This window comes from Cellulomonas humilata, assembly GCF_013359775.1.
In the GTDB taxonomy this organism is placed as follows: Bacteria; Actinomycetota; Actinomycetes; order Actinomycetales; family Cellulomonadaceae; genus Cellulomonas; species Cellulomonas humilata.
Genome location: NZ_JABMCI010000054.1, coordinates 104,482 through 124,756, shown reverse-complemented (window position 1 = coordinate 124,756; position 20,275 = coordinate 104,482). Strand labels below are relative to the sequence as shown.

The window sequence follows — 20,275 nt, the reverse complement described above, 5'->3', positions numbered from 1 at the left end:
GCCCGCAGCGGTGCGCCGAGCCCGATGCGGCGCTGGACCGTCGCGGGTGGGGCGGGGTCGGGCTCCCGTCCCGCGAGCCGGGACGGCAGCTCGACGAACGTGGCGCCCTCCTCGGAGCCCGCGCGGTCCGCGGCGGGTGGCGCCGGGACGAGCGGGGTCGCCGAGCGCTGGGCCCCGGGTCCCGTCGGCGCGCCGGCCGCCGCCCACGGGATCGGCAGGGCACCGGCCGGGGCCGACGGGACCGGGGTGCCAGCCACCGCCACCGACGGGACCGGGACGTCACCGTCCGGGGCCGACAGGATCGGCACGTCGCCGACGGGGGCCGGCCACTCCGGCCCGCCCAAGCCCTCGCCGTCTGCCGCCGCTCCCTCCAGGTCGGTGTCCAGGGGCACCGCGTGCAGCGGGGGGACGTCGGCAGGAGGCGCACCGAGGCCCACCAGGGTGCCGGTTGCCTGGCGCTGCACGGCCACGGCGGGCCGCCCGGGGGTCGGTCGGGGGGCGGGCGGCACGAGCGCCAGGTCGATGTCCGACGACCGCGTGGAGGGCGTCGCCAGGCGGCCGCCGTCGCCGTCGAGCACCCCGGACGGCGCGACCGGGCTGACGGCGTGCGACATCGGGCCGGTGAGCATCGGGCGCGCCCGCGTGGGCAGCGCGTCCACGAAGGCCATCGGTGCACTCGTCAGCTCGGCGTCGCCCACGGTGCGCTGGAGCGGCGGCAGGAACGCCCAGCCGGCGCGCGACTCGGCGGGCGGTCCGGCGACACGCTGCACGGTCGGCGCGCCGAGCGGGGGCCGTGCCCGCTGCCACGGCCAGCGCATCTCAGCGCTCCTCGGTCATCCGGCGGTTGATCGCCGCGATCTCCTGCACGTAGCGCAGGCGCTGGGGGTGCTCGAGGTCGAGGATCGCGTCGAGCGACCAGTGGAAGTGGTAGGCGACGTACGCGACCTCCTGGTGGATCCGTTCGGGCGCGTACGTCACGATTCCCCCAGGCGCCCACCGGACAGGTCGACGTCGAACCGGTGCGCGCAGGACGGGCAGGTCACCGCGGCGCGGGTGTGCCCCTCGGCGTTGATCCGGCGGTAGAGGTCCTGGAGGAACGCCACGTCCGACGCGAACATGTTCTCCACGACGTTCGACGACACCGCGGTCAGCGACCCGAGGGACGTGATCACCCGGCTGAGCAGCACGACGGTGGTGAAGGCCGGGTTCTCCTGCACCCGCGCGTCGTACAGGGGGAGCAGCTCGTCGCGCGCCGTGGCCAGCCGCATGGTGCCGCTGCGGTGCAGCACGCCGTCGGCGTCCAGGTAGCCGCGCGGCAGCAGGAAGTCGAACTCGGTGCGCAGCGCCTCGCGCCGCGGCGGGCGGCCGTCGGGCTGCTCGTCGACGGCCTGCTCGTCCAGGGCGAGCGGGAGCGAGGAGCGTCGCATCAGGCGAACTCCATCTCGTCCCAGCAGACCGTGAACGTCTCCGACAGCGGCTCGGTGGACCCGGCCTTGAGGGTGCCCCCGAGCTCGACGTCCTTGACCCAGACGTTGCGGAAGTTCATCCGCTTCAGGATCTGGTTGTCGGACGTGTAGATGGCCACCTCGGCGGTCTTGCGGGCCTCGGAGAGCTTGCCCTCGAACACCGCCTTGAGCCAGTCGGTCACGGTCGTCGAGTCCGTGAGGCCGCGCTTGACCTTGAACTCGCCGGCCTTCTGGCGCCCCATCATCTGGCGCGTGACGAACTTTCCGTCCTGCCCCTGCTGCTGGAAGGTCACCTTGTCGACCTCGGCCTTCAGGCCGCTGACCTCCATGACGTGCGGGATCTGGATGCCGTCGATCTTCACGCTGAACGCGTACGCGGTCGCGAGGTCGAAGTCGTCGGGGAGCGCCATCTGTCAGTCACCATCCTTGGTGGTCGTGGGTCACTGGGTCACTCGGCCGCGAGGCTGGTGCCGCCGGAGAACTGCGAGAGCTGGAAGATGACGAACTCGGCCGGCTTGACCGGGGCGACGCCGATGCGGCAGGTGACCTGCCCGGCGTCGATGGCCTCCGCGGGGTTCGTCTCCCGGTCGCACTGCACGAAGAACGCCTCCTCGGGACTGAGCCCGAACAGCGCCCCCTTGCGCCACTCGTTGACCAGGAACGCGCCGATGGTCCGGCGGATGCGTGCCCACAGGGCGTCGTCGTTGGGCTCGAACACCACCCACTGGGTGCCGACCAGGATCGACTCCTCCAGGTAGTTGAAGAGCCGCCGGACGTTGATGTAGCGCCAGGCCGGGTCGGACGAGAGCGTCCGGGCGCCCCACACCCGCACCCCACGGCCCGGGAACGCGCGGATCGCGTTGATGCCCACCGGGTTGAGCAGGTTGTGCTCGGCGCGCGTGATCTGCGTGGCCAGGGTGATGACGCCGCGGACGACCTCGTTGGCGGGCGCCTTGTGCACGCCGCGGGACTCGTCGTTGCGCGCCCAGATGCCGGCGATGTGTCCCGACGGCGGTACGAACCGGTTGGCACCCGTAGCGGGGTCGAACACCTTGACGTAGGGCCAGTAGACGGTCGCGTACTTCGAGTCGTAGCCGGCGCCGTCCACCCGCCAGTCCTTCATCTGCTGCGGGTTGAGGTTGGGCGGCGGGTCGAGGATCGCCATGCGGTTCCCCATCAGCTCGCAGTGCGCGATCATCGCGAGCTGCACGGCCTGGAACGTCTCCAGGTCGATCGCACCCTGCTCGAGGGCGGCCACCAGGTCGGGCACCGCCACGATCGTGACCTCGTCGATGGCCTCCAGACCGCTGAACCCGGTGCGGTCGGCGGCATCGCCGATGTAGTCGTCGGCGCCGAGGTCCTCGGTGGCGGGCGGCTCGGGCTCGGGCTCCGGCACCACCAGGTCGGCGGTGCCCTTGTCGGGCTTGGCCAGCGCGCTCCCCGACGCGAGCTCCTCGATGGTGATGAGCTTGCTGAACTGGTTCACCTTGGTCGCCACGTTGTCGTCGCCGCGCTTGGTGGTGACGTTGTCGTACGTCTCCGACTCCTTGCCGTCGACGTGGACGACGAGCTTGAACTGGTCGTCCGGCGGGCTCTCGCCCCCGGGGTCGGCGATCTCGACGCTCAGCTTCTTGTTCTTGGGCGCCTTGTCCGACGCCTGGACCCGGTACGCGCCGATCACGGCCTGCGCGCCGGCCGGGAGCGCCTTGGGCGTCGCCCTGCTGCGGATCTCCTCGGCGCCCTCGACGGCGTCCTGGCCGATCCGGACGACGTACGCGGTGCTGCCGCCGTTCAGGAAGTACCCGTACACGGCGTGGGCCAGGTACGAGCCCGGCAGGAAGTCACCGAACGCCTCGGAGAACTGCGTCCAGTTGGACACCAGCGTCGGATGGTTGAACGGGCCCTTCGCGGCCATGCCGACGAACGCGGCGACCGAGGTCCCGACTCCTTCGATGGGTCGAGATCCCGCCTCCACCTCCTCGACGTAGACGCCGGGCGACAGATAGGTCGGCATGTCCCCTCCTCGGGCACAGGGAGTAGATGTTCAGCGTGCGGTGGTGCGGTGGTGGGCCGTGAGGCCGGTGGGACGCCCGTCGGGGCGAGGTCGGTGCCCGATCGGGCGGTGTCAGGCGGACTCGGGCTCCTCCTCCTCGGCCTCCTCCCGCTGGACGAACGAGCCCTGGACCTCCTCCTCGTCCTCGGGCGCCTCCTCGCGCTGCACGACCGGGGCACCGCCGGCCGTCGCGGGGGCGGGAGCGGCCATCACCTGCTCGGCGTTGGCGGCCGCGGCCTTCTCGAAGCGGTCGCCCGGGTCGGACACCTGGACCCCACCGCCGGTGGGGGTCCCGTCCACCGGCCCGGAGCGTTGCTGGACCACGTGCGTGAGCTCGTGCGCGAGGGTGGTGCGGCCGGCCTGGGACTGCGGGTCGTACGCGTCGCGCTGGAACACGACGTCCCGGCCGACCGTGTACGCGTGCGCGCCGACCGCGGCTGCCGAGTCGGCCGCCGCGGAGTCCGTGTGCACGCGCACGTCGCCGAAGTCGTGCCCGAGCCTGCCCTCCATGTCGGCGCGGGTGTCCGCGTCGAGCGGACGTCCGCCCCCCGACGACAGCACGTCGAGCACGGGCGACCGCTCCTCGTCGACCAGCCCCGCGGTCGACGCGTTCCCGGCGGTGCGCTGGAGATAGGTCAGGCCGGCGCTGCCGAGCAGCTCGGGCCGACCGGCGGCCAGCGCCCGCGAGACCACCGGTGCTGCGCGGTCGTCGTCGACCCGTGGCGTCGACGTCCGCAGGCCCTCGGGGTGGTCCAGGTGGTCGTGGGAGTGCATCGTCGGCCCCTCTCGACGGTCGTCGCAGCCGACGTTGCCAGCCGCGGGCGGTGCGCGGGACGACCGGGTGGACGCCGGTAGGGGCACCGCCGGGTGCACGTTCGGGCAAGGCCTCAGCGCAGCACGTCCCAGTACGGCCCGAACTCGCTCTCGAGCGTGAGCCGGCCGAGCTTGCGGTACTCGCGGTACACCGCCGCGACCACGTGGCGCATCGCGACCGTCCCGCCGTCGTCGGCCGCCAGGTAGGCGGCGGTCACCGCGGCGGACCGGATGGCGCCGCCGGCCAGCTCGAACGCCTCGGCGCAGAACGTCAGGTCGATGTCGTAGTCCCGGGGGACCCGACGTCCCAGGCTGCGGTCCCAGAGGGCCACCCGTTGCGACGCGTCGGGCAGCGGGAAGTCGACGAGCACGTCGAGCCGCCGGATGAACGCGTCGTCGATGTTGGCGCGCAGGTTCGTCGCCAGGACCACGAGCCCGTCGAACGTCTCCATCCGTTGCAGGAGGTACGCGCTCTCGATGTTGGCGTAGCGGTCGTGCGCGTCCTTGACCTCGCTGCGTCGGCCGAAGACGGCGTCGGCCTCGTCGAACAGCAGGACGGCGTTCACGCTCGCGGCGCCCGCGAAGATGCGCTCGAGGTTCTTCTCGGTCTCACCGATGTACTTGTCGACGACGGTCGCCAGGTCGACGACGTACAGCTCGAGCCCCAGGTCGCGCGCGACGACCTCCGCGGACATGGTCTTCCCGGTCCCCGAGTCGCCCGCGAACAGGGCCGCGACGCCGTGCCCGCGCCCGCCCCCGGGCCGCATCCGCCAGTCGCCGAGCACCTGCTCCCGGTACCGCGCCCGGGTCGAGATCTCGTGCAGAGCCGTGAGCGCGCTCGCGGGCAGCACCAGGTCGTCCCAGCCGACCGCCGGTTCGATCCGGCGTGCGAGCCGCTCCAGCTCCGTGCCGTTCTCCGCCCGAGCACCCACGCGCACGTGGTCGACCGTGAGCTCGCCGTCGAGCGTGGCCTGCTGCCGCGCCGCCCGCGCCGCCCGGGTCACCTGCTCGGGGCGCAGCCGGAACGGGGCCGTCGCGGCCGCGGTGTCCTGGAGGTCCGCGCCCAACGAGTGCAGCCAGAGCTCGGTGCGCTCGGCGACGGTCGACGCGGGCACGTCGAAGAGCAGCGGGGGCCAGTCGCTCCAGGCGGGGTCCCAGGTGCGTCGGCCGACGACGAGCACCGGCACCTGGGCGGCGACGAGGGCGCGCAGGGCGCGCGGGTGCTCGACGAGGTCCTCCACCCCGCCGACGACCACCCCCGACCGGGTCAGGTGCGCGTCCCGCACGGCGGTCCGCACCGTGCCCAGCAGGTCGGGGCTCGCCGCGAGCGCCGACCCGTCGAGCACGAGCGCACCCCGCCCGGTCGCGCGCAGCGCCCGCACGGCCAGGACCCGCCCGGAGCCGGTCGGCGGCTCCCGCAGGTAGACCAGCCGCGCACCGCCCGCCAGCGCGCTCGCCAGCCGGGTCGGGTCGCCCCAGAGCACCTCGTCCACCTCGACCAGGACGCCGTCGAGACCTCGGTCCGGTGCGTCGTCGCCCAGCAGGTGACCGACCACGCGGTCCGGGACCCGCAGGGGGCGGCCGGGCAGCGGCCGGTCGGGCTCCTCCAGCTCCAGCAGCCCTGACGCGACGAGCGGCCCGTGCTCGAGCCGGTGCCGTCCGTGCGACGAGGCGAGCGGCACGCCGCACAGCGCGAGGGCGACCGCCGCCGACGGTCGCCGCCGGGTGACGTCGTCGTTGAGGTAGCCGAACAGCTGCTCGAACCGGGAGTCCACCTCGCAGGCGAGCGCCACCAGGAGCAGCTCGACGTCGAGCTGCTCCAGGGCGAAGTCGCGGGCCAGCTCCCGCAGCCGCAGCCGCTCGCCCGCGGCCTCGGCCGTGTCCGCCGCCTCCTCGCACGCCCTCGTGCGCGTGCCCACGACGCCCGACAGGGGCTCCACGGGCCCCCCGCTCAGCAGTCGCTCGACCGTCTCGTCGCTCAGGTAGAGCCCCCGGAACGGGTCGTCCGGCTGCGGGTCGTCGCGGCGACGGCGCTCGATGAGCTCGCGCACGCGCTCCTCGACGACCCCGAGCCTGCCCAGCAGGTGCGCGGTGCTCGCGTCGAGCACCGCGGGACCGGAGCTCATCGGGCCCTCCGGGAACGGGCCTTGCGCTCGGGCGGCGGCGCGTGCTTGTGCGCGCCGACGTCGGCGGCGTCCCCGTCGCGGTCGGCGAGGTCGAGGCGCAGGCCGGCCTCGACGGGCGGTCCGACGGGCGCGCTCACCGGGGTGAGCACGGGCACGTCGACCACGACGTCGATCGAGGGCTTGAGCTCGCCCCCGAGCGCCGTCCACACGTCCGCGAACCCCCGGTCCTCGGGCGGCGGCAGCCCGACGAAGAGCGGCACCCGCGCCCCGGCGGCAGCCAGCTGCTCGTCGAGCACGCGCACCGGCAGTGCGTCGAAGCGCAGCAGGTGCCGCAGCACCGAGTCCACCAGCCGGTGCTCGTCCTCGGGTCGCTGCGTCCAGGCGGTCACCAGGTAGGAGAGCCGGAAGTGCCGCGGCGGCTGGTAGCGGGCGCTGACCTTGCCCTCGACCCTGTTCGCCAGCTCGCCGCGCGTCCGGCGGCGCAGGTCCTCGCGCAGGTCGTACAGGTAGACGTCCACCGTCGGGGCGTTGCGGCGCGCGGCCCAGTCCTTGGTCGGGGCGTCGAGCACCACCTCGACGTCCGGGCTGTCCACCGCCTCGCGCACGAGGGTGCGCAGCGCCTCGTCGACCTCACCGATCATGCCGTCACCCGGATCCTTGTGGTCACTTGCGGAAGAGGAACGTCGGAGCATCGATCGACGTCGGCACCACGAGCAGCGGTGCCGTCACGTCGCCGTAGAGCGGCGGCACCTGGCCGTTGCGCGCCTGGAGGAGGCGCTGCACGACGAGCGAGTCGCGGATGAGTGGCACCGCCAGCGCCCAGCGGCCGTCCGGCCCCGCGGTGAGGGGGTTCTGGATCCCCATGATGCCGAGCGACCAGGAGAGGTTGACGTCCGCGCCGGGCGGGAAGTCGGTGCCCGCGAGGAACACGACCTCGCCAGGGCGGGCGACCGCCGGCTGGAGGTCGACGTGCGGTCGTCGGACCTCGAGCGCGGCCCTGGCCGAGTTGTCCGCGGGCGCGGGGTCGGGCGAGGTCGTGCTGACGGTGGCCGTGACGTCGCCGAGCTGCGGCGGCCCCTCGAAGACGACGTCGGGCGTCAGGACGGCCGTCAGTACCACGGCACCGAGGCCGGGCAGCGTGCCCAGCGCGCACGTGCCCGTGGGCGCGGCGCAGGGCGCCAGGCCGCTGGGCGTGACCGTGCCCGGGTAGGTCGTCGTGAGGGTGACGCCCTCGGACGGCGCCGAACCGCCGTTGCGCACGGTGAACGTGGCGCTGACCGGCAGCCCACCCACCCACGCGACGGGGGGAGCGGAGAGGGTCACGTCGACGCTGACACCCCCGGGGACCCCGACGTCGATCGTGGCGGTGTTGTTGGTGACCACGCGTTCGGGGCTCGCCGTGATCGCCACCGCGTCCACCGTCGACACCGCTGCCTGCGTCACGCCGAGCACCGGGAGGTCGAAGGTCGCGGTCCCTCCGGGAGCGAGCTGCGTCGTCGCCACGCAGGTGAGGACCTGCCCCCCGACGAGGCACCCGGCCACGCCGGGCGTGGAGAGGCCGAGGGGGAGCCGGACCGTGACCGTGGGGCGCGCCGCCCAGCCCGGCCCTGCGTTCGTGGCGGCCGCCGTCACCGTGGCCGAGCCGTCACCGCCGACCACCGAGGTCGCGAGCGTGAGGACCAGGTCCGTCCACGGCTGGTAGCCGGGTTCTCGCTGGACCCCGGGCGGGTCGGCGACCAGGCGCAGGCCCGACCCGTCGACGGCGGCGACCTCCGCGATGCCGCGGCGCTCCCAGGGCAGGCCGACGGGAACGGCGGAGAACGCGACATGACTCCCGTCGGGGGACCACTCGGGGTCCGCGGCGTGGGCGACCTGCGCGACGGTCGGGGTCGCGGTGCCGTCGTCGGCGACGCCGGTGAGGGCCCTCGCCCGGACCACCTCGAGCCCTCCGGGCGACGAGAGGTCGACGATGCCGATCCCGCCCGGCACCTCCAGCCGACGGGGGTCGCGGAAGTCCGGTGGTCCGTAGTAGCCGCCGGCGAACCAGCGCGGCATGGCGACGAGGTCGGCCGCGGCGACCTGGGTGCCGTCGGGCGACCAGTCGGGGGACCGGCCCTGGACGTCGAAGACGCAGTCGCCGCCGTAGTAGTCGCACCGCGGGTAGGTGACGCGCAGGCGGGACGACACCCCCGTGCGGACGTCGACGACCGCGAGGTAGGACGCCCCGGACGGCACCTCGTCGTCGCCGGTGCCGGTGGCGTAGACCACGCGCGTGCCGTCCGGGGACCAGGACGGGTCCACCGCCCAGTCGTCGGTGCCGAGGCCGACCGTGAGCTGCGTGACGGCTCCGGACCCGACGTCGAGCGTGAAGATCCGCGGCAGCGTGTAGCCGTCCCCCCAGTAGTGCCAGCGGACGAACGCGATCGTGCTCCCGTCGGGCGACCACGTGGGGTCCAGGTCCACGTCGTCCTCGTCGTCCGGCACGTACGTGGGTCCGACGACGTCCAGCGTCGTCGCGTCGGCGATGACCACCCGTTGCCCGTACGTGGGCACGAGGGCCGCCGCGAGGATCACCGGCTCGTCCTCCTCCCCAATGTCCGGCGGGACCGGCGCGCTGTAGGCGACGCGGGTGCCGTCGGGCGAGTACTCGATGCCCGCCTCCGCCAGACGCTCGGCGTCCCACGTGGTCCCGAGGCTCTCGATGAGGCGCGGGTCGGACCCGTCGTCCGCCACGACGTCGCTCACGTCGGTGCTCGGCACCTCCTCGGTGAAGACGATCCGCGCGCTCGCGTCCCACCCGCCCTCGCCGCCCGTGACGTCGTCGTCCACCCAGGTGGCGTGCGACTCGGAGACGCCGAACGTGGCGATGACCGCCGCCTGACCGAGCACGCGGAACGTGCGTGCACCGTCCTGCGTCACCCACCGGGTCACCCACACGTCGCCCGCAGGGTCGTCCTGCGTGCTGGTGAACGCGACCGAGCTCCCGGCCGGGCTCCAGCTGCCCTCCGACCCCTGGGGGCGGCAGCACGAGGACGCGTAGGGGTCGACGACCGTCGCCGGCAGCAGGTCCGGACCGCCCATCACCAGGAGCGCGAGCGAGCCGTCCGCCCGGAACTGGGTCGTCGTGAACACCAGCCGCCAGCCGCCGGAGATGACCTGGGCCGCCGGCTGGGTCTCCGAGATGCCCGGTGTCGCGGTGAGCTGGGCGATCGGCGTCGCGTCGGCGGTCACCCCGAACAGGTCGGGCTGTCCACCGTCGCGTGCCCCGGCATAGACGATCCGCTCGTCGTCGAGCCAGGTCGGCCACGTGTCCTGCGAGCCGGGGCCGGTGAGGAACGTGAACCCCGCCGACGCCCGGCACCCCTCGCCCTCGGTCGGCACCGGTGCGATCGCGACGTCCCAGTCACCGCGCGCGTCGGTGGCGAAGGCCACGAGCGTGCCGTCCGGGGACAGCACGGGGTGCGACTCGCGGGCGGGGTCGCACGTGACGCGCTGGTCGGTGGGCAGCTCGGCGGCGGGCTCCGGCAGCACCGAGACGTACACGTCGCCGGCGTCGTCCGGGCCGGCCGCGTCGACGGTGCTCACCCACGCGACCCGCGGCCGTCGCTCCGGGGACACCCACGACGAGCCCTCGCCGTCCTGGCGGCGACCGGTGGCCAGGTCCTGTGACGACACCCTCGTGCCGGCGACCCAGGTGTGGTCTCCCGGGCCGTCCACCTCCGCGGACAGGGTCGCCTCCCGCAGGAGGCTGGACCGGTCGACGAACCCGAGCCGCGGGTGCGACACCGCCGGGACCGGCAGCCCGGGGGGGTCGGCCGTGGGGAGTGTGGGCAGGGCGATGGCGGCGGCGCCGCCGACGGGCAGCAGGAGCAGGGCGCACAGGCCGAGGCCCACCCACGCCCGCGCACGTGCCACGAGTTCGCCCCTCCCTGTCCGACGCCGTCTGCGCTCGACCCACCCTGCGCGTCGGCCGGTCGCGACCACAGCCGACCCCGGTCAGCCCTCCGGGCACGCGTGCCTTCCCGAAAGTGCAGGTGCCTCAGATCAGCCCCTCGCGCAGCGCGTACGCCACGGCGTGCGAGCGGTTGCGCAGCTGGAGGCGGGTGGTCACGTCGTGCAGCACGTTCTTCACGGTCCGCTCGGAGTACGCCAGGTGCTGCGCGATCTCCGCGGTGTCGTAACCGTCGGCGACGAGCTTGAGCACGTCGATCTCGCGCGTCGCCAGCCCCGTGAACGTCAGCCCCCGCGGGCGCAGCACCTGCCGCTGGAGGGTGCCCACCTGGTCGAGGAGCCGGCCGAGCAGGTCGGGGGGCACGCTGCCCTCGCCGGTCGCCGCGCCGCAGATCACCCGCACCAGCCGGTCGGGCGTCGCCTCGCTGCGTCGCACCAGCCCGAGCACGCCCGCCTCCACCGCGGTCACGACGTCGCCGTCCTCCAGGCGTCCCGCGACCAGCACGGCCTGGCTCGGGCTCTGCCGGCGCACCATCCGCACCAGGCGCAGGGCGTCGTCGTCGACGGCGTCGGCCACCACGACGGCGACCTGCGACGACGCGGCCTCGTCGGCCGGCAGCACGCGCACCTCCGGCCGCGGCCGCAGCGCGCTGACGACGCCCGCCTCGGAGATCGGGTCCCGGGCGCTCACCCACACAGCCACGCGTTCCATGTCCTGCTCCTGCCCCCCTGCGGCACCCCCTCCGGGTGCTCCGTCCGGACAGCATGCGCGGCGGGACTGATCGTGCAGTCAACATCGGCTCAACGGGCAGGGGCGCTGCCCCATCGGCCGTGCGGGGAGCCGTTCTCGCGCGTGCCAGGTCGGCCTAGCGTCCGCAGCATGACGACGACGGCGAAGCTGGACTCGGCGCGGGTGGAGCTCAGCCCCGGCACCGAGGCGGTCGTGCCGCTCCAGATCCGCAACACGGGTGAGCGCGTGGAGGGGTACCAGATCGAGGTGCTCGGACCTCCCGCGGCCTGGACGACGGTCGAGCCCGCGCTCATCGAGGGTCTGTACCCGGGCACCGCGACGACGGCGACGGTGCGGTTCTCCCCGCCGCGCTCGTGGTCCGTGCCCGCCGGCCAGCTCGACTTCGGCATCCGGGTGGTGCCGTTCGGGCACGCCGAGGAGGCCGTCACGCCCGAGGGTGTCTGCGAGGTGCTGCCGTTCCTCGACACGACGGCCGAGCTGCTCCCGCGCTCGTCGCACGGTCGCAGCGGGGCGAAGCACCAGGTCGCGCTGGACAACCGCGGCAACGTGCCGGTGACCATCTCGCTCACGGCGGCCGACGACGGGGGCGTCCTGGACTTCCGGGTGCGCCCGCAGATCCTCACCGTGCCCCCCGGGACGGCCGAGTTCGCCGACGTCCGCGTGAAGCCGGACGGACGGGTGTGGCGGGGCGCGGACCGGACGATGCCGTTCATCGTCACGGTGGCCGCCGAGAACTCCTCACCGGTGCTGCTCGACGGCACCCACGTGCAGACCGCGACCATCCCTCGGTGGTTCTTCAAGGCGCTGCTCGCGGCCCTCGCGCTGCTGGCGCTGCTCGTGCTCCTGTGGTTCACGGTGCTCAAGCCGGCCGTGGTCTCGGCCGCGGAGTCGTCGGTCGAGGACGAGGTAGCCGCGGCGCAGGCGGCGGCCGACGAGGCCCAGGAGGCCGCCGCGGCCGCCCAGCAGTCGTCGGCCGGCGCCGGTCAGGCCGCCGCCGCGGCGCAGCAGCAGGTGGCCGAGATGCAGGACCTGACGGAGAACTTCCTGCCGCCCTCCGAGATCCTCGCGCCCACCATGCAGCGCATGACCGTGCAGACCGGCCCGGGGACCTCGGCCTCCGCGGACGACTTCGTCGTCCCTGCCGGCTCGACGCTGCGGCTCACCGACCTGGTCCTCAGCAACCCGCAGGGCGACTTCGGCCGGCTGGTCCTCTCCCAGACGCCCGCGGGCAGCAGCGACGCCGTGGTGCTCTTCGACGTGGCGCTGGAGAACTTCCGGGACAACGACTTCCACTTCCAGACGCCGATCGTGCTGCCGGCGGGCACGACGCTCACCATGACCGTCCAGTGCCGCCTGCCGGGGACGCCGCAGAACCTGACGCCACCGCCCGGCCAGTGCGACGATGCTCTCGTGTTCAGCGGGACGCTCGCCACCCCGGCACCGGCACCGGCGCCCTGACATGCCCACCGGCCCGGCACTGCGCGTCGGTGACATGGCGATGTGTCCGCTCATGGACGGTCCCAAGCCGCACGTCGGCGGCCCGATCACCCCGGCCGCAGGGGTGATGACGGTCCTCATCGGTGGTCAGCCGGCGGCGGTCGCGAACGCGATGCCGGGCTCGATCCCGTGCGTGTCCCCGGCGCCCAACGGCATCGCGATGGGTTCGCTGACCGTCCTGATCGGCGGCTTCCCGGCCGCGCGCGTGGCGGACCTGAGCATGCACGGCACGCCCGTCGTTCCCGGGCCGGGCTTTCCCACGGTGATCATCGGCGGCTGACTGGAGGACCTGATGGCGGACCGGATCTGCCCGGCCTGCGGGGCGCCCAACACGGCGACCGCGACCTTCTGCCGTGTCTGCGACACGTACATCGACTGGACCGACCCGACGACCGCACCAACGGCGGACCCGGCCGACGGGGCGACGGGCGAGCCCGACGAGGCGTCGGCCGAGCCCGACGAGGCGGAGACCCCGACGGCGACCCGCCGGGACCCGCGCGCCGAGGTCCCGGTCGTGACGGTCGACGACACGGTCGTGGTCGTCGCGCCCGGTGCCCCCGGCACCACGACCGTCGACCTGCGGAACGCGTCGGACATCGTCGACGGCATCGTCATCCATCCCGAGGCGGCGCCGTCGTGGCTCGTCGTGACGCACGACGACGCCCACCTGATGCCGGGCGAGTCGCGCGCGGTCGGCGTGACGTTCACCACCCGGCCCGGCGTCCTGGTCGTCGCGCAGGAGACGTCGGTCCCGCTCGTCGTCCGTTCGTCCGTCGACCCCGAGAAGCTCACCCAGGTGGTGGTCCGCGTCGCGGTCCCGCGGGTGGGTCCGCCCCCGACCGTGTCGTCGCGACCCGCGCTGGTGCATCTCCAGGACACCACCGACGGGTGGTTCACGGTGTCGTTCGACAACCGGGGAGCCAACTTCCCGCGTCGGTACCGGCTGGCCCTGCACGATCCCGAGGACGTCGTCCGAGCGCACTTCCTGCCGCCCGTGGTGGACGTGCCCGCCGGCGAGACCGTCGACGTCGGCGTGCGGTTCGCGGCGCCCGCCCCCGAGCCCGGCCGGGACGTCACGCGGCAGCTCACGGTCACCGGCACGGGCGACGACGAGCCGGTGAGCGCGACGGCGACGCTCACCCAGCGCACGTCCGCGGCGCCGGTGCACGTCCCGGTGACGCTACGCCTGGAGCCCAGCCACCTGCGGGCCACGGACGGCGAGGCCCCCGTCTTCGACGTCCTGGTGGACAACCGCGCGGGGCACAGCGGCGCACGGGTCACCCTGACCGGTCGGGATGCGCAGGGGGCCGTCGCGTTCTCGTTCGCCGAGACCAGGGTCGTGGTCGCGCCGGGCACGGTCGCGACGGTCCGTGCCCGCGCGCGATCGACCCCGCCGGCGCCCGGGACCACCGAGTCCCGACCCTTCGCCGTCGTCGCGAACGACGGCACGTCCGAGGTGGAGACGGCGGGGATCCTCGAGGTCTCCGCCCGGGCCGCGCCGATCACGACGGCCCGGATCCGGGTGGAGCCGGCGACGCTGGCCACCGAGCACCGGCAGGGCAGCTTTCTGGTCCAGGTGGACAACCGTCACGGCGCGGACACGCTCCAGGTCCAGCTGGCCGGTGCCGACGAGTTCGGCCGCGCCCGGCTCACGTTCACGCCCCCGGTGATGGCGATCGCACCGGGGCAGGTCGGCACGGCGCGGCTCGTCGTGGACAGCCCGACCCCGCCGGCGGGGAAGACGTCGTCGCGGCGGCTGCGCGTCTCGGCGAGCGACGGCCGGGCCGCGATCGAGGCGGAAGCCGTGCTGGCCCAGTCGACCCCCGACCACCGCCCCGCGGCCAAGCGCTGGCTCGTGGTGCTCGGCGCGCTGCTCGCGATGGTGGGGGCGCTGATCCCATGGCTGGGGGAGATGATCGATCCGGACAGCATCGTGCGGGACGCGACGAACGCGTTCGGGGGCGACGCGTCGGCGTACGCCGGCACGGCCACCGCCGGTTCGACCGTCCTCGTCTTCCTGCTGGCTCTGCTGATGCTCCTCGGGCTGAACGGTTCGTCGGGCCGCGGGATCCGCTTCGCGGCTCTGCTCATGGTGATCGTCGCGGTCGCGGCGGCCGTGGTCGGCGCGGACACCCGTGGGCTCCCGCTGGTGCTGCTCGGCGCCGTCTTCGGGTTCATCGGCGGCGTCCTCGCCCGCAGCCCCAGGTGACGGGCGTCGGTCAGGGCGTCGGGACGACGCGCAGGGTGACCCCCGCGGCGCTCGGGCCCGTGATGGCCCGCACGGGTGCTGGCCCGTAGCGGTCGTACTTGGCGTGCAGCGCCGCGTCGAGGGCGTCGTGGGGCGCGTCGTCGCCGTTCTCGAAGGCGACGTCCTTCTCGATGGCGCCGACGCGCACCCGGCCCGTGCCGGACTCCGTGGCGCGACGGAACCAGCCGTTCTGCGGTCCGTGGGCGGACCGGACGTAGACCTCGTCGCCGAGGACGGTGAACCAGATCGTCACGAACGGTCGCAGGCTGGCGTCCGCGCGCCGGGATGCCACCCCCAGCTCGTCGACCCCTCCGATCGTGCGCAGCTCGTCCGGTGTCCAGCCGCTCATGCTCCCGCCCCCTCGTACAGCTCGTCGGTGACCTCGTCGGCCCACTCGGTGTCGGGGCCGGTGCCCCCGCCGCCGACCTCCCACATGGCCAGGTGGGTCATGAACCGGTCGGGTGCTGCGCCGTGCCAGTGCCACTCGCCCGGTGGCGTCCAGACCGTCTGGCCCGGCTGGAGCTCGATGACGCGCCCGTCGCGGGTGCCGACGCGCGCGGTGCCCTCGGTGACGTGCAGGGTCTGGCCGCTGGAGTGGCGGTGCCAGAACGTGTGCGCACCGGGTGCGAAGCGCACCGCGTACACGCGGAGCCGGGCGGGCTCGGGCGGTGCACCGAGGACGTCGATCCACACGTCACCGGTGAACCACTGCTCGGGGCCCTTCTGCGTCGGCGGCGGGGGAGTGATCTCCATGTCGGCCTCCTTCTCCTCTCGGTGCGTGGCTCAGGGCTGCAGCAGGACCTTGATCGCCCGCCGCTCGTCCATCGCGCGGTAGGCCTCCGCCACCTCGGACAGCGGGAGGGTCAGGTCGAAGACCTTGCCGGGGTCGATCTGGCGGGTCCACACCAGGTCGATCAGGTGGGGCAGGTACGCGCGCACGGGCGCCGGGCCGCCGCGGATGCCCGTGTTCGACCAGAACAGCCTGTCGGTGGGCAGGTCCCCGTGCGGGACGCCGACCAGGCCGATCATGCCGCCGGGACGCGCGAGGTCGACGGCCTGCAGCCGCGCCTCCTCCGTGCCGACGCACTCGAGCACGGCGTCCGCGCCGATGCCCTCGGTCAGCTCGCGGACCTGGGCCAGGCCGGACTCGCCGCGCTCGGCGACGATGTGGGTGGCGCCGAACTCGGTGGCGACCGCCTGCCGGTCTGCGTGCCGGCTCATCGCGATGATCGTCGTCGCGCCCAGCTGCGCCGCGGCCAGCACGCCGCTCAGGCCGACCGCCCCGTCACCGATGACGACCACGCTCGTGCTGGGGCCCACCCCGGCCGAGACCGCGGCGTGCCACCCGGTGGCCATCACGTCGGACAGGGCCAGCAGGCTGGGGATCAGGTCGGCGGCCGGCTGCCCCGGGGTGGCGATGAGCGTGCCGTCGGCGTTCGGGATGCGGATCAGCTCGGCCTGGCAGCCGTCGAACCCGCCGCCGTGCTGGCAGGCGGAGTGCATGCCCTTGCGGCACACCGGGCAGGTGTTGTCGCTGTGCAGGAACCCGCCGACGACGAAGTCCCCGGGCGTCACGGTGGGGACCGCGTCGCCGACCTGCTCGACGATCCCGACGTACTCGTGCCCGATCGGGACCGGCCTGGGCACGTCGGCCAGGCCGCGGTACCGCCACAGGTCCGAACCGCACACGCACGCGGCGACCGTGCGGATCACCGCGTCGGTGGGCTCGACGATGGTCGGGTCGGGGCGCTCCTCGAAGCGCACGTCGTTCGGTCCGTAGATGACTGCTCCTCGCATGCACCCATCGAACCCGGCTTCGCGGAGGTTCGGGAGGGCCTGTCGGTACCCCCCTCAGCGCGCCGCTGCGTCCCTCCGAGGTGGTGGACGAGTGCGTCGCCCACCTGACGGAACCCGCGTCGCTCACGCGGGCAGCGGTCTGCGGCGCCGCTCAGTCCAGCGGTGCCGTCCACCGCAGCAGCGCCCCACGGCCCGACGGCGGCCTCTGCAGCGTGAAGGTGCCGCCGGACTGGCGCGCGCGGATGGCGAGGTTCTTCGTCCCGGAGGCGCGGGTGGGCGCGGCCGGGACGCCGACGCCGTCGTCCTCGACCTCCACGACGATGGAGCCCTGGGGCGGCGACGTGAGCATGAGCCGGACCGCGACCGAGTTGGAGTGGGCGTGCCGCGCGGTGTTCGACAGCGCCTCTCGGACCACCGCCACGACGTTGTTCGCCCGCCCGGGCGCCACGAGGTCGTCGAGGAGGGACGCCGCGGGCGCCCCTGGGGCGCCGTCGGCCAGAGGGGCCCCGTCGACGCTGATCAGCAGCGAGGGGGCGAAGCCCAGGGAGGTCCGGGCGAGCTCCACCTCCGCCGCGACACGCTCCACGAGCGGGGTTCCCACCCCACCGTCGTCCAGGGTCCGCACGACCACGCGGATCTGCTGGATCCCGGCGTCGACGAGGCTCAGTGCGGAGGCCAGCGTGCGGGCGAGCGCGGGCGGGACGGGCTCGTCGGTGCTCGTACGAGCGCTCTCCAGCTGCATCCCCGCGGCGAAGAGCTGCTGGATGGCGAGGTCGTGCAGGTCGCGGGCGATGCGGGTGCGCTCGTCATCCAGCACGGCCCGGCCCTGGGCCCGTCGGCCCTCGGCGAGGACGAACGCCAGCGCGGCCTGGGACGCGAAGGTCCGGGAGAGCGCGAGGTCGCTGTCGGTGAAGGGGTCCGCGCCCGCGCGCCGCAGCAGCAGCATGACGCCGACCCCCTGGCCGGCAGCGCGCAGCGGCGCGAACAGGGCGGGCCCGTACCGCGCGAGGGCCGGGTGTGCGCCCTCCATCCTGCTGACGAACTGACCGGTGCCGTCGTCGAACGCCGCGCGGACGCGCTCGTCCTCCGTCAGGTCGAGACCGAGGAGCTCCTCCTCGCCCGCGCCGGACACGATCTCCAGCACCAGCTCGCCACGACGGCCGGGGAGCACGAGCGCGGCGGTGTCCGCCTGGTCGATCTCCCGCGCCGACGAGGCGATGCGGACGAGCACGTCCTCGTCGCCGGCGTCCTCGAGCAGCATGGTGGTGATCACCTGCGCGGCGGTCAGCCACTGCTGTCGGCGACGCTCGAGGGCGTAGAGCTGCGCGTTCTGCACCGCGACCGCGGCGGCTGCGGCCAGCGCCAGAGCGACAGACTCGTCCCGGTCGTGGAACCCGCCGGCCTTCTCCGAGAGGTACAGCGTCCCGAACCTCGCACCGCCGACGCGGACGGCCGCACCCAGGAACGAGCCCATCGGCGGGTGACCGGGCGGCAGACCCCGGAACGCCGGGTGGGCCGACAGGTCCTCCAGACGGAGGACGCCGTCGTCCGGGATGCTGCCCAGCACGCCCCACGCGTGCGGCGGATGACCCAGGAACGCGGCCGTGGCGTCGTCGACGCCGCTCTGCACGAAGGTGGTCGACGTCCCGCTCTCGTCGACGATGTTGATGGCGCCGTACCGGGCGCCAGTCAGCTCCGTGCTCGCCACGACGAACCTCGTGAGCAGGCTCTGGATGTCCAGGTCGGCCGCGAGGCCCAGGATGGCGTCGAGGAGTGCGACCTCACTGTCGGAGGGTGCATGGCCGATCGACTCGTCGACGCTCACGCTCGGCCTCCCGGAGTCGGTGCGCACCGGTTCCGGGTGCGCGAGGGACCAAGGTCCCATGCCCGAAGGTCGGCGACCAACTGCCGCGCCACGCCGCCGAGCGTCCACCGGGACCTTCGGCTCCGCGGGCACGCCTTCGTGACCCATAGGGTGCGTCCAGGTCAGGATCGTCGCGGGCGCACGCCCGAGGCCGAGGATCCCGGCACGAGGAGGCGGCGACGTGGCGGACCCCCGGGGATTCCTGAAGACCCGGCAGCGCGAGCTGCCGACGGACCGGCCCGTCGACGTCCGCATCATGGACTGGCGCGAGGTGCACGCCCACCGCGCCGGCAACCCGGACGACCTCGCGATGGTCACGCGCCAGGCGGGTCGCTGCATGGACTGCGGCATCCCGTTCTGCCACAACGGCTGCCCGCTCGGCAACGTCGTGCCCGACTGGAACGACCTCGTCTGGCGAGGGCAGTGGGCCGATGCCAGCGACCGCCTGCACATGACGAACAACTTCCCGGAGTTCACCGGGAGGCTCTGCCCCGCCCCGTGCGAGACGTCGTGCGTGCTGGGCATCAACGCGCCGCCGATCACCATCAAGAACGTCGAGGTCACGATCGTCGACGAGGCGTTCGACCGCGGCCTCGTCCAGCCGCAGCTCCCGCAGTGGATGACCGGCAAGACGGTCGCGATCGTCGGTTCGGGACCGGCCGGGCTCGCCGCGGCGCAGCAGCTCACCCGGTCGGGGCACACGGTCGCCGTGTACGAGCGCGACGACCGGCCCGGCGGCCTGCTCCGGTACGGGATCCCCGAGTTCAAGATGGAGAAGCGGCACATCGATCGCCGCCTCGCGCTCATGGCGACCGAGGGCACCCGGTTCCACAACGGAGTGGCGGTGGGCACCGAGGTCACCGGCCAGCAGCTGCGCGATCGCTACGACGCGGTCGTCCTGGCAGTCGGCTCGACGGTTCCGCGGGACCTGCCCGTGCCCGGCCGGGACGCGGGCGGAGTGCTCCAGGCGATGCAGTACCTGGTGCCTGCCAACCGGGCCGCGCTGGGTGAGGTCCTGCCGGGGCAGCCCGTCGCGACGGGCAAGGACGTCGTGGTGATCGGCGGCGGCGACACCGGTGCGGACTGCGTCGGCACGGCGATCCGTCAGGGCGCCAGGTCGGTCACGCAGCTCGAGATCATGCCGCGCCCGCCGCAGGAGCGTCCCGCCACGCAGCCGTGGCCGACGTACCCGATGCTCTACCGCGTCGCCAGCGCGCACGAGGAGGGCGGCGAGCGCGTCTACGCGGTCAGCACGCAGGAGGTCCTCGCCGACGAGGACGGGCAGGTGCGCGCACTGCGTCTGGTCGAGGTCGAACTGACCGACGGGCGGTTCCAGCCGGTCGAGGGATCGGTGCACGAGATCCCCGCGCAGCTCGTGCTCCTGGCCATGGGCTTCACCGGTCCGGAGCGGGGATCGCTGCTCGACCAGCTCGGCGTCGACCTGACGGAGCGCGGGACGGTCGCGCGGGACGACGAGTTCGCCACGAACGTCCCCGGGGTCTTCGTCGCGGGTGACGCCGGTCGCGGCCAGTCGCTCATCGTGTGGGCGATCGCCGAGGGCCGGTCCGCCGCGGCGGCCGTGGACGCCTACCTCTCCGGTCTCACCGAGCTCCCCTCGCCGATCCGCGCGAGCACGGGCGCGCTGCGCGCCTGACCGTCTTCCCCGCCTGACCCTGGCCCCTGCGGGCGATATGGGGCTAACGTCCGAA

At 74.0% G+C, this 20,275-nt stretch carries 17 protein-coding genes and 1 pseudogene; 4 read left to right on the top strand and 14 right to left on the bottom strand.

Annotation, left to right across the window (positions count from 1 at the left end):
- The 10 genes and pseudogenes from HP550_RS05865 to HP550_RS05820 all read right to left on the bottom strand — a co-directional run.
- Positions 1–818, bottom strand: a pseudogene (locus HP550_RS05865) (hypothetical protein); the annotation flags it as partial.
- 1 nt (position 819) lies between these two features.
- Positions 820–978, bottom strand: coding sequence for a DUF6760 family protein (locus HP550_RS05860; RefSeq protein ID WP_013117488.1), 159 nt, complete (start codon positions 976–978; stop codon positions 820–822).
- Complete coding sequence (locus HP550_RS05855) at positions 975–1,427, bottom strand: hypothetical protein (RefSeq protein WP_175346649.1); 453 nt, start codon at positions 1,425–1,427, stop codon at positions 975–977. The genes HP550_RS05860 and HP550_RS05855 overlap by 4 nt, the downstream gene beginning before the upstream one ends.
- On the bottom strand, positions 1,427–1,876 hold the full coding sequence (locus tag HP550_RS05850) for a phage tail protein (RefSeq protein ID WP_175346648.1): 450 nt from the start codon (positions 1,874–1,876) through the stop codon (positions 1,427–1,429). Before HP550_RS05850 ends, HP550_RS05855 begins: the two co-directional genes overlap by 1 nt.
- A 38-nt stretch (positions 1,877–1,914) precedes the next feature.
- Complete coding sequence (locus HP550_RS05845) at positions 1,915–3,480, bottom strand: phage tail sheath family protein (protein WP_175346647.1); 1,566 nt, start codon at positions 3,478–3,480, stop codon at positions 1,915–1,917.
- Between the two features lie 111 nt (positions 3,481–3,591).
- Positions 3,592–4,293: an eCIS core domain-containing protein gene (locus tag HP550_RS05840; protein ID WP_175346646.1), complete on the bottom strand. Its 702-nt coding sequence runs from the start codon at positions 4,291–4,293 to the stop codon at positions 3,592–3,594.
- Between the two features lie 113 nt (positions 4,294–4,406).
- Positions 4,407–6,458 (bottom strand): ATP-binding protein, encoded by a 2,052-nt coding sequence (locus tag HP550_RS05835; RefSeq protein WP_175346645.1) that lies wholly within the window; start codon positions 6,456–6,458, stop codon positions 4,407–4,409.
- A complete protein-coding gene (locus tag HP550_RS05830; protein WP_175346644.1) occupies positions 6,455–7,099 on the bottom strand; it encodes a Pvc16 family protein in 645 nt (214 codons plus the stop codon). Before HP550_RS05830 ends, HP550_RS05835 begins: the two co-directional genes overlap by 4 nt.
- A 22-nt stretch (positions 7,100–7,121) precedes the next feature.
- Positions 7,122–10,373 carry a DUF11 domain-containing protein gene (locus HP550_RS22940; protein WP_175346643.1) on the bottom strand — a complete coding sequence of 1,084 codons (3,252 nt, stop codon included), beginning with the start codon at positions 10,371–10,373 and terminating at the stop codon, positions 7,122–7,124.
- A 124-nt stretch (positions 10,374–10,497) separates the two neighbouring features.
- Positions 10,498–11,121, bottom strand: a complete 624-nt coding sequence (locus tag HP550_RS05820) for a helix-turn-helix transcriptional regulator (RefSeq protein WP_175346642.1) — start codon at positions 11,119–11,121, stop codon at positions 10,498–10,500.
- Positions 11,122–11,289: 168 nt separating this feature from the next.
- Between HP550_RS05820 and HP550_RS05815 the strand changes: the two genes are divergently transcribed.
- The 3 genes from HP550_RS05815 to HP550_RS05805 are packed head-to-tail and all read left to right on the top strand — an operon-like array spanning position 11,290 to position 14,866.
- Positions 11,290–12,618 carry a COG1470 family protein gene (locus tag HP550_RS05815; RefSeq protein ID WP_175346641.1) on the top strand — a complete coding sequence of 443 codons (1,329 nt, stop codon included), beginning with the start codon at positions 11,290–11,292 and terminating at the stop codon, positions 12,616–12,618.
- Between the two features lie 52 nt (positions 12,619–12,670).
- On the top strand, positions 12,671–12,937 hold the full coding sequence (locus HP550_RS05810) for a PAAR domain-containing protein (RefSeq protein WP_246280597.1): 267 nt from the start codon (positions 12,671–12,673) through the stop codon (positions 12,935–12,937).
- Positions 12,938–12,949: 12 nt separating this feature from the next.
- Positions 12,950–14,866, top strand: a complete 1,917-nt coding sequence (locus HP550_RS05805; RefSeq protein ID WP_175346639.1) for a zinc ribbon domain-containing protein — start codon at positions 12,950–12,952, stop codon at positions 14,864–14,866.
- Between the two features lie 10 nt (positions 14,867–14,876).
- Here the strand turns inward: HP550_RS05805 and HP550_RS05800 are convergent, their stop codons facing one another.
- The 4 genes from HP550_RS05800 to HP550_RS05785 form a co-directional block, all read right to left on the bottom strand.
- Positions 14,877–15,254, bottom strand: a complete 378-nt coding sequence (locus HP550_RS05800) for a DUF2255 family protein (RefSeq protein ID WP_175346638.1) — start codon at positions 15,252–15,254, stop codon at positions 14,877–14,879.
- A complete protein-coding gene (locus HP550_RS05795; RefSeq protein WP_175346637.1) occupies positions 15,251–15,658 on the bottom strand; it encodes a (R)-mandelonitrile lyase in 408 nt (135 codons plus the stop codon). The genes HP550_RS05800 and HP550_RS05795 overlap by 4 nt, the downstream gene beginning before the upstream one ends.
- A 30-nt stretch (positions 15,659–15,688) precedes the next feature.
- Entirely contained in the window at positions 15,689–16,702 is a 1,014-nt protein-coding gene (locus HP550_RS05790) for a zinc-dependent alcohol dehydrogenase family protein (RefSeq protein ID WP_175346636.1), read from the bottom strand.
- Between the two features lie 151 nt (positions 16,703–16,853).
- On the bottom strand, positions 16,854–18,527 hold the full coding sequence (locus tag HP550_RS05785; RefSeq protein WP_343048003.1) for a sensor histidine kinase: 1,674 nt from the start codon (positions 18,525–18,527) through the stop codon (positions 16,854–16,856).
- Positions 18,528–18,747: 220 nt separating this feature from the next.
- On the opposite strand from HP550_RS05785, the gene HP550_RS05780 reads away from it, so the two are divergent.
- The gene (locus HP550_RS05780) at positions 18,748–20,220 is read left to right on the top strand and encodes a glutamate synthase small subunit (RefSeq protein WP_175346634.1); all 1,473 of its coding nucleotides are present in this window, start codon (positions 18,748–18,750) and stop codon (positions 20,218–20,220) included.
- Positions 20,221–20,275 lie beyond the last annotated feature (55 nt).